Origin of the sequence: Pseudoxanthomonas sp. J31 (assembly GCF_000510725.1) — a bacterium.
GTDB lineage: Bacteria > Pseudomonadota > Gammaproteobacteria > Xanthomonadales > Xanthomonadaceae > Pseudoxanthomonas.
Genome location: NZ_AZNZ01000004.1, coordinates 256,978 through 270,245, shown reverse-complemented (window position 1 = coordinate 270,245; position 13,268 = coordinate 256,978). Strand labels below are relative to the sequence as shown.

Sequence of the window (13,268 nt, the reverse complement as noted above, 5' to 3'; positions counted from 1 at the left end):
CCGCGCTCACCAGCGCAGGCGGCGCGCGGCCAGCATCCGCGCCAGCCGCGCCTGCAGCGCGCGTGCCTCGGCCTCCGGCAGGAAGCGGATCCGCAGCGGCGGCGCCATCGCCCCGGCGCCGGCGGTGTCCAGCAGCAGGCTGGCCGTGCCCAGCCAGCGGTCCAGCGGCGAGCGCTGCAGGCGCAGGGCCTGGATCTTGTCGACCTCGGCCATGCGCCACCAGCGCGACCACCAGCCGCCGCGCACCGCGACCAGGCGCGCGTCCACCGCGTAGCCCATCCATCCGGCCTGGCGCCGCGCGGCGTACGCCGACCACGGCAGCCAGGCCAGCACCAGCAGGCCCCAGGCGCCGAAGTGCCAGCACAGCACCGCGGCCAGCAGCAGGTTCCACGGCACGTTGGCGGCGAACAGCCGCCACCAGGCGCGTCGCGGCAGCGGCTTCCACTGCGGCGGCCACTGCAGTTGCGGGACCAGGTACCGCAGCAGTGCGTCGCAGGTTTCCGGCGGGGCGATCGGCGCCAGCTCGCGCAGCCTGCGCGGGTCGTTTTCCTGGCCGCCCACCGCGGTGTCGATGCGCAGGGAGCGGCGGCCGAACCAGCGGTGCAGCAGGGTTTCCTCCAGGTGCCAGGCCTGGATCCGGCGTGGCGCCACGCTGGTGCGCACGCGCGCCAGCAGGCCGCGCTCCACGGTCAACCGGCCCTGGTGCTCGACCAGGCGGAAGCCGTGGTACTGGACCAGGGCCAGGACCACCGACAGCAGGCGCAGCACCAGCACGAACGCCGCCGCGAAGGCGAGGACGCCGGCAGCCATCGCCAGCCAGCCCAGGTGCAGCGCCCCGGCGTAGCCCATCGCGCCGCGGAACCAGTCCTGCAGCAGGCCTGCAACGGCCTTCTCGGGGAACACCTGCCACACCAGGCCGAGGCCGGCGGCGAACACGATCATGCCGCGGTTGGAAACCAGGCCCAGGCGGACCACCTCGGCGGTGGACAGGGCCAGCAGCGGCGGATCGCACCGGGCCGGTGCCGTGGCCTCGGCCGGCAACGGGGCCGCGCCGCGGTCGCGCACCGCCTGCTCCAGCTCCAGCGCCCGGTCCAGGCCAAGCACGCGCATCTGCGCTTCCGGCTTCTGTCCGCCGGCCGCCTCCAGGCGCACCTCGGCCACGCCGAACAACCGGTGCAGCAGTCCCTGGTGCAGCACCACGTTGTGGATCCGCGCGTACGGGATCTGGCGCAGGTCCCGCCGCAGCAGGCCGGTGCGCACGCTGATGCCGTCGCGCCCGATCCGGTAGCGGTAGGTGAAGTACTGCAGGATCGAGATCGCGACCAGTACCGCCACGCCGATGAACGAGGCATACCCGGCGTATTCCCACGGCCCGGTGTCGCGGCGACCGGCGACCAGCAGCGCCAGCAGCGGCACCACGAACTGGCGCAGCTGCTGCAGCAGCACGAACAGCCACGACCAGGGGTGGAGCCGGTGTTCGGGGGGCAGGCTGGCGTCGCCGTGGCTCACAGCGCGTCGTCGGTTTCGGTCTGGCGGGCCAGGTGATCGCGCAGCACTTCGGCGTCGGCGGCCGCCAGCAGGGGCAGTTTCACCGCGGCCATGCGGGTGCCGGCGGTGTGCACCACCAGGGTGGCCAGTCCCAGCCGCCGCTCCAGCGGGCCGCGCTCCAGGTCCAGGTGCTGGACCCGCGACACCGGGACCAGGGTCTCGGTCCGCCACAGCCCGCCGCGGCGGGCGGCGAAACCGTCCTCGTCCAGCTTCCAGGCGATGCGGCGGTGGCGGACCACCCCGAACAGCAGGCCCAGGGCGAGCATGGCCGCGACCACGATCGCCAGCGTGGCCGCGGGCGGCAGCGGCAGCACCTGGCTGGCGAGCACGCCCAGGCCGCTGCCGGCGGCGGCGAAGGCCAGGCCGGTGCCGCCGGCGTACAGCAAGGCACCGCGGCGCGGCAGCGGCTGCCAGTCGGCGGCCGGCAGGGCCGGCGACGCGGGCGGAAGGGCGGGGTGCGGCGAGTCGCTCAAGTTCGGCTCCGTCCGTGCTTCGGAAGCCGATCGTAAGCGCTCGCGGCCGGCGGCGGCAGCCGGCGCGGCTCAGCGCCGCTCGTACGGATTGGCCTCGCCGCTGCCGGGCGGACGCAGGGTGTAGCGCTTGTAGGTCCACTGGTACTGCGCCAGCGCGCGCCGGGCGATGCGCTCGACCTCGGCGTTGAGGCAGGCCACCGCGACGCCCGGGTCCGGGTCGCCGATCGCCGCCGGCGCCGGCTCCACGTGCAGCTCGAACTGCGGGCCGTCGCCAACCCGCTCGCACCAGGCCAGCAGCACGGTCGCGCCGGTACGCTCGGCCAGGCGCGAGAGCAGGGTCATGGTCAGCGCCTGCTTGCCGAAGAACGGGGCGAACTCGCCGTCGCCGGCCTTGGGCTGCTGGTCGGGCAGGATGCCGACCGCGCCGCCTTCCTTGAGCACCTTCCACAGCTGGCGCACGGCCGGGCCCTCGGCGCGTACCTGCTGCACGTTGTCGACCCCGCGCACCAGCTGCAGGAAGGCGTCGCCGGTGGCCGACTCCGGCGGCCGGTAGACCACCGCGATGCGCCCGCGCGAAGCCAGCCACTGGTTCAGCAGCTCCCAGTTGCCGAAGTGCGGTGCGGCCACGATCACGCCGCGGCCGGAGGCCAGCGCCGCGTCGTACAGCGCCTCGCCGTGGCGGGCGCGCAACAGCCGCAGGTTCTCCTCCGGCGGGCGGGTCCACAGCTTGAGCGTCTCCAGCGCCTGGCGCGCGGTGGTGCGCAGCACCTGGCGGTAAAGCTCCTCGCGCCGGGCTGGCGCCCAGTCCGGGAAGGCCAGCTCCAGGTTGCGCCGGGTGACCCGGCTCTCGCGCACGTCGCGCCAGCGCCAGAACGCGGCCACCAGGTCGCCAAGGCGGTACAGGACGGGCCACGGGAGCCTGCCCACGAGCGAGGCGAGGGCGTACAGGAAGCGGGCACGGCGTTGCGCTGACATCCGCCAAGTCTAGCGGGTCGGCCGCGGCGGCCGCGGCGGCGGGTGACAGCGGCGCGCCCAGGCCCGATGCTTGGGTGTCCCCGTCCTGCAGGAGAACCGCCCCGCATGCTTGCCCTGATCCAGCGCGTCACCCGTGCCTCGGTGGAGGTCGAAGGGGAGGTGGTCGGCCAGACCGGGCCGGGCCTGCTGGCCCTGGTGGGGGTGCAGCCGGGGGACGGAGAGGCGGAGGTGGCGCGGATGGCGCAGCGGCTGCTCGGATACCGCGTATTCGCCGACGATGCCGGCAAGATGAACCGCTCGCTGCTCGATACCGGCGGCGGCCTGCTGCTGGTGAGCCAGTTCACCCTGGCCGCCGACACGCGCTCGGGCATGCGTCCCAGCTTCAGCACCGCGGCCGCGCCGGCGGAGGCTGAACGCGTGTTCAACCAGCTGGTGGCGGCATGCGACCGGCAGATCCCCGGCAGGGTGGAAACCGGCCGCTTCGGGGCCCATATGGTGGTGAGCCTGGTCAACGACGGGCCTGTCACCTTCCTCCTGCAGGCCTGAGCGGCTGAACGGTCGGTGGCTTAAGTCGTTGATGTGAAAGGCCGGAAGGGGCATGGACCCACCGGCCTGTTATAATGCTAGGTTCACTTCACCCCTTCCCAGAGACCGGTGGCGCCGCACATGGCCAACGAACGTCCAGCCCAATCCGAAATCAAGCAGCTCATCAGCAAGGGCCTGGAGCAGGGCTATCTGACCTATGCCGAGGTCAATGACCACCTGCCCGATGACCTCGTCGACCCGGAACAGATCGAAGACATCATCGGCATGATCAACGGCATGGGCATCGATGTCCATGAGGTTGCTCCGGACGTCGAGACCCTGCTGCTCAACGACGGCAACACCGGTGGCCGCGAGATCGACGACACCGCCGCCGAGGAAGCCGCCGCCGCGCTGAGCGCCCTGGATTCGGAGGGTGGCCGCACCACCGACCCGGTGCGCATGTACATGCGCGAGATGGGCACGGTCGAGCTGCTGACCCGCGAGGGCGAGATCGCCATCGCCAAGCGCATCGAGGAGGGCCTGAGCCAGGTCCAGGCCGCGCTGGGCGCGGTGCCGGCCTCGATCGAGACCCTGCTGGAGGAGTACGAGCTGCACAAGGCCGGCAAGAAGCGCCTGGCCGAGGTGGTGGTCGGCTTCAACGACATGCTCGACGAGACCCCGGAGCCGCCGGTGGTCGAGGACGCCGCCGAGGCGGTGGCCGACGACGTGGATGACGACGAGGAAGAGGTCGCCACCGACGACGAGGCCGATGCCGGCCCGACCGGCCCCGACCCGGCCGAGGTCGCGCGCCGCATGGAGCAGCTGGCCGCCGACTTCGCCAAGTTCAAGAAGGCCCACGCCAAGGGCGGCCCGCAGGACAAGAAGGTGGTCAAGCTGCGCGCCGAGATGGCCGAGCAGTTCATGACCTTCAAGCTGCCGCTGCCGCTGACCGACGTGCTGGTCAGGAAGCTGCGCGACGTGCTCAACGAGATCAAGGAGCGCGAACGCCGCGTGCTGCACCTGGCCACCAACGTCGCCAGGATGCCGCGCAAGGACTTCCTGCGTGCCTGGGAAGGCAACCAGGTCAACCTCGACTGGGTGGACGAGGTCCTCAAGCGCAAGCAGAAGTGGTCCTCGGCGCTGCGCGAGGTCAAGGACCAGATCGTCGCCGAGCAGCAGGCCACCATCGCCATCGAGCAGGCCATGTGCCTGGACCTGGCCGAGATCCGCGAGATTGGCCGCCAGCTCGCCTACGGCGAGGCCAAGGCGCGCAAGGCGAAGAAGGAGATGGTCGAGGCCAACCTGCGCCTGGTGATCTCCATCGCCAAGAAGTACACCAACCGCGGCCTGCAGTTCCTGGACCTGATCCAGGAGGGCAACATCGGCCTGATGAAGGCGGTCGACAAGTTCGAGTACCGCCGCGGCTACAAGTTCTCGACCTATGCCACCTGGTGGATCCGCCAGGCGATCACCCGCTCGATCGCCGACCAGGCGCGCACCATCCGCATCCCGGTGCACATGATCGAGACGATCAACAAGCTCAACCGCATCTCCCGCCAGATGCTCCAGCAGTACGGCCGCGAGGCCACGCCGGAGGAGCTGGCCAAGGAGATGGACATGCCCGAGGACAAGATCCGCAAGGTCATGAAGATCGCCAAGGAGCCGATCTCCATGGAGACCCCGATCGGCGACGACGAGGACTCGCACCTGGGCGACTTCATCGAGGACACCAACGTGGAGTCCCCGATCGACGCGACCACCAACACCAACCTGATGGAGACGGTGCGCGAGGTGCTCGCGGGCCTGACCCCGAGGGAGGCCAAGGTGCTGCGCATGCGCTTCGGCATCGACATGAACACCGACCACACCCTGGAGGAGGTCGGCAAGCAGTTCGACGTCACCCGCGAGCGCATCCGCCAGATCGAGGCCAAGGCGCTGCGCAAGCTGCGCCACCCGAGCCGCTCCGAGCAGCTGCGCTCGTTCCTCGACATCGACTGATCCCGGCGCCCGCCACCGCGACGACGAAGGCCCCGCCCGCGCGGGGCCTTCGTTTTTTGTGCCGCGTGCTCCCCGGGCCTGCGCCGCGCCGCGGCCATCCACTACACTGTCGCCCCCGCGGGGGCCTATAGCTCAACGGTTAGAGCAGGGGACTCATAATCCCTTGGTTCCAGGTTCGAATCCTGGTGGGCCCACCACCTGCGCGCCCGCCGGCCGGGCGGCCGGATGCCGCCACCGTGGTCGCGGTTTGGCGCATGGCGCATTGCGCAATGCCACGCCGCTGGCATCATCGGACCGACGACGCCCTGCGCGCCTGCGTGCCACCGGAGCCGCGTAACGCCGCATGGAACACTGGATCCCGCGGCGCGTGTCGGGTTTTTCCTGACATTTTCAGGAGTTTCCTGACAGCGCCCGCCGGCGTTCTTTCACATAATTCCCGGCGCCAGCCTGCAGGTGCCCTGGACATTCCCCCCGGGCGCCAATCCCCTGCACACCGCCCAAATCCCCTTTCGGCGGCCAGCTGGTCTCGGTCCATGAAGGACCGAGGATGGAGATCCGCGCGGCCTCCCCAGCCGCGCACGCCGGATGCCGCCACCCGGGTGCCAAGCGCACCGATGACGGCATGGACGCCCGGAAGGCTCGTCGTGACCCGGCTTTATTCCCGCCAGCACCGCCTGCCGGCAACCTTCCCTACTTCTTCCCGCCGCTGCCCTGCGGCTTGTCCTTGCGTGGAGCGCCCTGGTCGTCCGCGCCGGGGTTGCCGTCGCGGTGGTGTTCGTAGGTACGCCAGGCTTCGCCGGTCGAGCCCTTGGGACCGGGGCCGTAGTCGTGCAGTTCCTGCGAGCGGTCCTCGTAGCCGCCGGGGCCTTGCTCCTTGCCGGCCGTGCGCTGGCGTCCGCCGTCGCCCGTCCCGTCCCAGTCCCGCGGAGGCCAGTCGCCGCGGTCGGCGTCCGGACCGGTACGGCGGGAATCCGCGCCGGTACCGTATTCCTCCGGACGGTCGTCGCTGGCGTTGAGCGAGGCGTCATCGCGGCCACCGGCACGGCCGGCGACCTGGCCGGGGTTGCCGCCCTCGCGCCGGGCCGGCGCGTCCGCATCCCGGCGGCCACGGTCGGAGGCCGCGGGCAGGCCGGAGGGCTTGCCGGAGGCGGCCGGCTTGCCGGAAGTGGCGGTATCGGCGGTGTCGGCAGGCTGCGGCCTGTCGTGCTTGGCGTGCTCGGCCATGGGGCTGGGTCCTTGTTCGGGCGCGGCGTGCGCGTCGCGGGGCGGACGTGCTCCCGGGTGCAGCAGGTCCAGGACCACGGCCTTCAGCTCGGCGACGCCGCTGCTGGGTTCGTCTGCCATGGATACGCCTCGGCGGATGTGCATGCCGTGTACGGCGGAACGGCCATGGTCGGCCGCGGCGCCTTCGCGGGGCGTGAACCCGCGCCTCAGGCGGCGCCGTGGCTCCCGCCGCACAGCGCGGCCAGCGCCCGCGCCAGGTCGTCGCGCCCGAACGGCTTGCTGAGCACCGGCAGCGTGGCAAAGCGCGGCGGCAGGCTGCCGCTGCCGTAGCCGGTGATGAACAGCGTCGGCACGCGCGCCTCCAGCAGGGCGTCCACCGCGTCGTAGGACTGCTCGCCGGCGAGGTTCACGTCCACCAGCGCGATGTCGAAATGCTCGGGCGTGCGTGCCGCGGCTACCGCGCCCTCGGCCGAGCGTGCGCGCGCGGTTACCTCCACGCCGAGGTCGGGCAGCAGTTCCTCCAGCAGCGCCAGCAACAGGAACTCGTCCTCGACCACCAGCGCGCGTACCGGTTGCGGGTTCCCGCTCATGCTGTGCTTGCCTCCACCAGCGGCACGTCGATGTGGCAGCTTACGCCAGATGCTTCGAACGCGAGCACGACCTCGCCGTCGAGGTCGTGGCGCAGGCCCTGTTCCACCAGGCGCGTGCCGAAGCCGCGCCGCTGCGGCTCGACGACCGCCGGGCCGCCGCTCTCGCGCCACTCCAGCCGCAGCCGGCGTGGGTGGCCGCCCTCCTCGTGCACCTCCCAGCGGATCGCCACCGTGCCGCCGGGCGCCGACAGCGCGCCGTACTTGACCGCGTTGGTGCACAGCTCATCGACAGCGCCAGCGAGGGCCGCGGCGCCAGCCACACCCGCGGGCCGTCGATCAGGAAGCGCTCCAGGCCGTGGCCCATGCCGGGGCCGATCGCGGTCTCGACCACGTCGCGCAGCCAGGTGCCGTTCCAGCGCGAGGCGGTCAGCAGCTCGTGGCCCTTGGCCAGCGCCAGCAGGCGGGCGTGGAAGCGTTCCACCGCCTGGCGGTCGGCGCCGGTGCGGGCGAAGGTCTGCACCGCGATCGACTGCACCACCGCCAGGGTGTTCTTGACCCGGTGGTTGAGTTCGTCCAGCAGCAGGCGCTGGTGCGTCTCCTGCCGGCGGCGGTCCTCCACGTCGGTGGTCGCACCCACCCATTCGTGCACCCTGCCGTCGTCGCCGCGCACCGGCACCACGCGCGAGGCCAGCCAGTGGTAACGGCCGTCGCCCCGCAGCCAGCGGTACTCGGCCTCGAATACCGTGGTTTCCTCGCGCGCGCGCGCCACCGCATGCGCCACCCGGGCGTGGTCGTCCGGATGCAGGTGCTCCGCCTGCAGTTCCAGCCGCGACAGCGGCGGCGGGTTCTCGACCCCGGGCCCGACCAGCACCTGCACCCGCGACCAGTCCGGGTCCAGGCGGTAGATGACGCTGGAACTGGCACTGGCGATCGCGCGCAGGCGCCGTTCGTTGCGGCGGGCCACGTCTTCGTGCGCGGTGCGCTCGGTGACGTCGCGGATGGTGGCCGCCACTGCCTGGACGCTGCCGTCGGCGGCCAGCACCGGCGCCAGGATGTAGTCGTGGATGCGTTCGCCGCGCGGGCCGTGGAAGCGGCCATCGCCGCGCAGGCGGCGCGCGGTGGCGAACACCTGGTCGATCTCCGAACCGTGCATGGCCGCATCCCAGGGCGCGTAGCCCAGTTCCAGCAGCGAGCGGCCGATCACTTCGGCGCGCGGGCGCCCCAGCGCCTCCAGCAGCGCGCGGTTGGCGTAGATGCAGCGGTGCTGGCGGTCGAACAGGCAGGCCAGGTCGGGAGTGGACTCCAGCAGGGCCTCGGCCGGCCCGCATCCGGCGGCCGGCGCGGGCGTGGTGTCCATGATCGAACTTTCCGTCGGCATCGTGCGCGGGCCCCCGGTGTGATCGATGCGTGAAGTCCCGCGCCCAAGATAGCGGGCCCGGCGGTCAGGGATGTGAAGGCTGCGCCGAGCCGGTACCGGCGTCCGGCGGTGCAAACCCTGCACGGACGTAACACGGGGCGTGCACCGGCACGGGCGCAGGGTCGGACGTCCGCGGCACGCCTGCCGCCACGATCACGGGAAAAGACACATGACGCGTTCGACCACCGAGCGGCTGCTGAAGTGGCTGCAGGATGCCTACACGATGGAACAGGAAGCCGAGACCATGCTCAAGGCCATGGCCGGCCGCCTGGAGCACTACCCCGAGCTGCGCGGCCGCATCGAGGCGCACGTCGCCGAGACCCGGCAGCAGTCCGAGCGCCTGGAGACCTGCATCCGTGGCCTGGACGGCAGCATCCCGGTGGCGCGCGGCATGCTCGCCGACGCCATGGCGGCGATGCACGCGGCGGGCAACTCGATGATGAGCGACGAGGTCGCCAAGGGCCTGGGCATCAGCTACGCGTTCGAGCACATGGAGATTGCGTCCTACCGCGCGCTGGTGGTCGCCGCGCGCGAGGCCAGCCGCGAGGACGTGGCCGCCGTGTGCGCGCAGATCCTGCAGGAAGAGGAAGCGATGGCCGACTGGCTGCTGCAGCACCAGGAGTCGGTGATCCTCGCCTTCCTCGCGCGCGAGACCACCGAAGGCGTCACCGCCAAGCGCTGACGCCGCCACCCAGCCCCCCCGCCAGGTCCCACGGAGAGTTTCCCCCATGTTCATCCACAACAAGCGCCTGATGTACACCGTACGCGTCGCCCGTCCCGACCCGGACCTGGCCACGCTGATGCTCGAGCAGTTCGGCGGCCCGCAGGGCGAGCTGGCCGCGGCCATGCGCTACTTCACCCAGGCCCTGGGCGACAACGACCCCGGGCGCAAGGACATGCTCTACGACATCGCCACCGAGGAGCTGAGCCATCTGGAGATCATCGGCTCGATCGTCGCCATGCTCAACAGCGGTCCCAAGGCCGTGCTCTCCGAGGGCATGGAGGAGGCGATGGAGATGCGCAGCCTCACCCAGAACAGCGCCAGCCATACCCAGCAGATCCTGTACGGCGGCGGGCCGGCGCTGGTGAACTCCAGCGGCGTGCCGTGGACGGCGGCGTACGTGGACACGATCGGCGAGCCGATGGCCGACCTGCGCTCGAACATCGCCGCCGAGGCGCGCGCGAAGATCGTGTACGAGCGGCTGATCAACGTCACCGACGACCCCGGGATCAAGGACGCGCTGACTTTCCTGATGACCCGCGAGATCGCCCACCAGAAGTCGTTCGAGAAGGCGCTGTACGCGATCCAGGACAACTTCCCGGCCGGCAAGCTGCCCGGCGATCCGCGCTTCACCGACACCTACTTCGACATGTCGCAGGGGCCTGGCGATGCCCAGGGCCCGTGGAACAGCGGTCCGCAGTGGGAGGTGGTTTCCGACCGCGAGCAGCAGGCCGCGGTCGACGGCGGCGACGGCGAGGCCACGGTCAAGCTGTCGGCCAGCCAGAAGGCCGCGATGAAGGCGCTGGTGGAGCGCACCGCGTCGCGGCCGGACGTGGATCCGGTCACCGGCGCCGACCTCGGTGCAGGCCCGGGCGCAGGCACCACCACGCCGGTGGAGAAGTAACCGGGAACGGGAAACGGCCGCGCGCGCGGCCGTTCCCTTAGCGGGTGGGTGCTATTGCGGGAACAGCCCGTGCACGCGGTTGCTGGCCACGGTGCGCGCGTTGAGCGAACGCGAAAGCAGCGACAGCGCCTCGCGCTTGCGCTGCGGCTGGCGCGAGGCCACGCAGTCGCTGGGCACCCAGGTCCCGTATTCGGCCATGTTCGCGTCCTGCGCGGTGGCCAGCACGCAGGAATCTGCGGCGATGCCGGTGATCACCAGGCGCCGCACGCCCAGCTTGGCCAGCAGCACCGGCAGCGCGCTGCTGGCGAAGGCCGAATGCTTGGGCTTGAGCACGTGGTAGTGCTGCGGTTGCGGCGCCAGGCGGGTGGCGATCTCCGCGGGGATGCCGCCGGCTTCCACGCAGGACGCGACCAGGTCGCGGAACTCGCCACGCCACTGCGCGAAGTTGTCGTTGACGTGGATCACCGGCGCGCCGGCGCGGTCGAAGCGCGCGCGCAGGCGCACCAGCGCCGGGGTGATGCGGCGTGCGGCGGTGGCCATGGCTGCCCCGTCCGGGAAGTCGAACAGGTTGATCATGTCCACCAGCAGCAGGGCGGGGGTCCTGCGCCGCCTATCCTTGGCCACGTCCACGCGGCGGCTCCGGGTTCACGTGCGGCGGCTCCCCGCGGCCCTTGCGCGCGCCCGGTTGCACCTCCGGATCGTTGCGGTCGCGGCTGTCGTGCTTGCCGGTCTGTTCGCCGCGCCGGGCCGGTTGCCGCGACGGCGACGGCTGGTCTTGGTCGCGGTTCATCGGCGGCGCTCCGGAGGCCGCGCCGGCGCGGGCATGCGGGCGCCGGGACGCGCCGGTTGCGGCGAAGGGTCGGGAACGAACTGCTGCAGCAGTTCCGGAAGATGGCGGCGCAGCCGCGCCGGGTCGAGCGCGCTGCTGCGCGCGGGGGGGTGGGGTCGGGGCATGGTCGGGACGCGATGTGGCAATGGATGCCGGGACGCGCACTGTCGGACCCGCGCCGTGCATGGCACGTAAAGCGGATTAAGGTTTGTGTTAAACGCGCTGCAGGACCGCGGCGGGCGCGTTCACACCGGCCAAAGCCCGGGCGGGGTTTCATGCACTGGCCGCACGTGCGGCATCCGTGGAGGACTGCCATGCGAATCCCCCTGCTTTGCGCTGTACTGGTCCTGGCCTGCGCGGCCTGCGACCGCCGCGAGGAACAACCCGCCGTGGATCCGGCCAGCACCGGTACGGTGGCGCCCGCCGACACCACCGTCCCGGCCGACACCACCACGCCGGATCCGACCATGACCGATCCGTCGATGCCGCCGCCCGCCGATCCCAATGCGCCGGCGACGCCGTGCGCGGAGAACGATCCCAACTGCGTACCGACGACCACCGATCCGGCGACCGACCCGGCGACCAATCCGCCGCCTCCCACCCAGCCGACCGAGTGACGGCCCCGCCCCCCGCCCGGCGCACGCCCGGCGGGGCAGCCAGGCGGGTTGCACGCGTCACGCTTTGACGCCGCCGTGCGATCGCGCCTACCCTCGCTTAACCGGTGGGGGTCGATGCTGCACTCATTCCCCCGAGGCCGCACATGACCCCCACCGTCCTGATCGTCGACGACGACGCCGGCTTCGCGCGCGCCGCGGGCAGGCTGGCGGCCGACGAAGGCTGCGGCGTGCAGCTGGCCGGCACCCTGGCCGAAGCACGTGCCTTCGTGCGCGACCACGCCACCGACCTGATCCTGCTGGACCTGACCCTGCCGGATGGCAACGGCATGGACCTGCTCGATGGCCTGGACCTGGCGCGCCATGGCCAGATCGTGGTCGCGACCGGCCGTCCCAGCGTCGACACCGCGGTGCGCGCGATTGCCTCGCCGGTGGTGGAGTACCTGGTCAAACCATTCCGCCCGGAACAGCTGCAGGCGGTCCTGCGCCGCATCGCGCGGCGCAGCTGGCCGGGCCTGGGCGGGGCTGCCGACGCCATCGAGCTGGCCGGCGGCTCGCCCGCCATGCGCCGGCTTGCGGACCTGGTGCTGCGCGTTGCGGCAGGCGACGCGCCGCTGTTGCTGTGCGGCGAGCCGGGCAGCGGGCGTGCGGCCGTGGCCCGTGCCATCCATGCAGCCAGCGGCCGCGAAGGCGCCTTCGTGGCGGTGGACTGCGGTGCCTTGCCCGCCGCGCGCATGGAGGCGGCGCTGTTTGGCGAAACGGACACCGACTCCCATGCCTGCGCGTTCGCACGCGCCGCCGGTGGCAGCTTGCTGGTAAACGCTGCCGAGCGCCTGCCGCCGCATGTGCAGGCACGCCTGCTTGCGGTGGTCGAGGGGCGCCAGGCGGCCACCGTCGATGCCCCGCCCCCGCGCCTGCTGTTCTGCGTCGCCGGCGACCCCGCGCGCAGCGTGGCCGAGGGCCTGCTGCGCGCGGACCTGTACCACGCCATCGGCGCGCTGTCGCTGCGGGTGCCGCCGCTGCGCGAGCGTGGCCAGGACGTGGTCGTGCTCGCGGACCTGTTCATCCAGCGGCTCAACGAGGGCCATGGCCAGGACAAGCGCCTGGCCCCCGGTGCCGACCATGCCCTGCTGCGGCATGCCTGGCCCGGCAACGTGCGCGAACTGCGCGCCGCCGTGCATGCGGCCTACCTGCTGCAGCGCTCGCTGCTGTTGCACGTGGAGCCGCAGGGCAGCGTGCCGGCGCCCGCGGACGGCGAGGGCGCGCGCATCGGCTTCAGCGTCGGCACCAGCCTGGCCGACCTGGAACGTCGCGCGGTGGACGCAACCCTGGCCCATTACGGCAACGACAAGGCCGCCGCCGCCCGCGCGCTGGGGATCAGCGTGCGCACGATCTACAACTACCTGGCCCGCCGCGGCGAGGAACGCGGCCGCCCCGTGGAGTGAGGGGC

14 protein-coding genes and 1 tRNA gene are annotated in these 13,268 nt (G+C 72.0%); 7 read left to right on the top strand and 8 right to left on the bottom strand.

The window, feature by feature from the left end; translation table 11 throughout:
* Positions 1-6 precede the first annotated feature (6 nt).
* The 3 genes from PSEJ31_RS0108665 to PSEJ31_RS0108655 all read right to left on the bottom strand — a co-directional run bounded on the left by PSEJ31_RS0108665 (position 7) and on the right by PSEJ31_RS0108655 (position 2,996).
* A complete protein-coding gene (locus PSEJ31_RS0108665) occupies positions 7-1,509 on the bottom strand; it encodes a PH domain-containing protein (RefSeq protein ID WP_028915236.1) in 1,503 nt (500 codons plus the stop codon).
* Positions 1,506-2,021 (bottom strand): PH domain-containing protein, encoded by a 516-nt coding sequence (locus PSEJ31_RS0108660; RefSeq protein WP_028915235.1) that lies wholly within the window; start codon positions 2,019-2,021, stop codon positions 1,506-1,508. Before PSEJ31_RS0108660 ends, PSEJ31_RS0108665 begins: the two co-directional genes overlap by 4 nt.
* Positions 2,022-2,090: 69 nt before the next feature.
* On the bottom strand, positions 2,091-2,996 hold the full coding sequence (locus PSEJ31_RS0108655) for a lauroyl acyltransferase (RefSeq protein ID WP_026010199.1): 906 nt from the start codon (positions 2,994-2,996) through the stop codon (positions 2,091-2,093).
* Positions 2,997-3,101: 105 nt separating this feature from the next.
* Between PSEJ31_RS0108655 and dtd the strand changes: the two genes are divergently transcribed.
* From dtd to PSEJ31_RS0108640, 3 genes are all read left to right on the top strand, one after another.
* Positions 3,102-3,542: a D-aminoacyl-tRNA deacylase gene (gene dtd, locus PSEJ31_RS0108650; protein WP_028915234.1), complete on the top strand. Its 441-nt coding sequence runs from the start codon at positions 3,102-3,104 to the stop codon at positions 3,540-3,542.
* A 120-nt stretch (positions 3,543-3,662) separates the two neighbouring features.
* A complete protein-coding gene (gene rpoD, locus PSEJ31_RS0108645; RefSeq protein WP_019397173.1) occupies positions 3,663-5,519 on the top strand; it encodes an RNA polymerase sigma factor RpoD in 1,857 nt (618 codons plus the stop codon).
* 121 nt (positions 5,520-5,640) lie between these two features.
* A tRNA-Ile gene (locus PSEJ31_RS0108640) sits at positions 5,641-5,716 on the top strand.
* A 493-nt stretch (positions 5,717-6,209) separates the two neighbouring features.
* Here the strand turns inward: PSEJ31_RS0108640 and PSEJ31_RS0108635 are convergent.
* The 3 genes from PSEJ31_RS0108635 to PSEJ31_RS15875 all read right to left on the bottom strand — a co-directional run bounded on the left by PSEJ31_RS0108635 (position 6,210) and on the right by PSEJ31_RS15875 (position 8,690).
* Complete coding sequence (locus PSEJ31_RS0108635; protein WP_028915233.1) at positions 6,210-6,863, bottom strand: hypothetical protein; 654 nt, start codon at positions 6,861-6,863, stop codon at positions 6,210-6,212.
* An 86-nt stretch (positions 6,864-6,949) separates the two neighbouring features.
* Positions 6,950-7,333, bottom strand: a complete 384-nt coding sequence (locus PSEJ31_RS0108630) for a response regulator (protein WP_019397312.1) — start codon at positions 7,331-7,333, stop codon at positions 6,950-6,952.
* A gap of 40 nt (positions 7,334-7,373) precedes the next feature.
* A complete protein-coding gene (locus PSEJ31_RS15875) occupies positions 7,374-8,690 on the bottom strand; it encodes an HWE histidine kinase domain-containing protein (RefSeq protein ID WP_232211007.1) in 1,317 nt (438 codons plus the stop codon).
* A 229-nt stretch (positions 8,691-8,919) separates the two neighbouring features.
* On the opposite strand from PSEJ31_RS15875, the gene PSEJ31_RS0108620 reads away from it, so the two are divergent.
* Both PSEJ31_RS0108620 and PSEJ31_RS0108615 read left to right on the top strand, forming a co-directional pair.
* Positions 8,920-9,432: a ferritin-like domain-containing protein gene (locus PSEJ31_RS0108620; RefSeq protein WP_028915232.1), complete on the top strand. Its 513-nt coding sequence runs from the start codon at positions 8,920-8,922 to the stop codon at positions 9,430-9,432.
* 46 nt (positions 9,433-9,478) lie between these two features.
* Complete coding sequence (locus tag PSEJ31_RS0108615) at positions 9,479-10,375, top strand: manganese catalase family protein (protein ID WP_028915231.1); 897 nt, start codon at positions 9,479-9,481, stop codon at positions 10,373-10,375.
* Between the two features lie 51 nt (positions 10,376-10,426).
* Here the strand turns inward: PSEJ31_RS0108615 and PSEJ31_RS0108610 are convergent, their stop codons facing one another.
* Both PSEJ31_RS0108610 and PSEJ31_RS0108605 read right to left on the bottom strand, forming a co-directional pair.
* A complete protein-coding gene (locus PSEJ31_RS0108610) occupies positions 10,427-11,005 on the bottom strand; it encodes an isochorismatase family cysteine hydrolase (protein ID WP_019397316.1) in 579 nt (192 codons plus the stop codon).
* Positions 10,986-11,165: a hypothetical protein gene (locus PSEJ31_RS0108605; protein ID WP_028915230.1), complete on the bottom strand. Its 180-nt coding sequence runs from the start codon at positions 11,163-11,165 to the stop codon at positions 10,986-10,988. Before PSEJ31_RS0108605 ends, PSEJ31_RS0108610 begins: the two co-directional genes overlap by 20 nt.
* Positions 11,166-11,518: 353 nt before the next feature.
* Here PSEJ31_RS0108605 and PSEJ31_RS0108600 point away from each other — a divergent pair, with 353 nt between their 5' ends.
* Both PSEJ31_RS0108600 and PSEJ31_RS0108595 read left to right on the top strand, forming a co-directional pair.
* The gene (locus tag PSEJ31_RS0108600) at positions 11,519-11,821 is read left to right on the top strand and encodes a hypothetical protein (protein ID WP_019397318.1); all 303 of its coding nucleotides are present in this window, start codon (positions 11,519-11,521) and stop codon (positions 11,819-11,821) included.
* A gap of 143 nt (positions 11,822-11,964) precedes the next feature.
* Positions 11,965-13,263, top strand: coding sequence for a sigma 54-interacting transcriptional regulator (locus tag PSEJ31_RS0108595; RefSeq protein WP_028915229.1), 1,299 nt, complete (start codon positions 11,965-11,967; stop codon positions 13,261-13,263).
* The last annotated feature ends 5 nt before the right edge of the window (positions 13,264-13,268 follow it).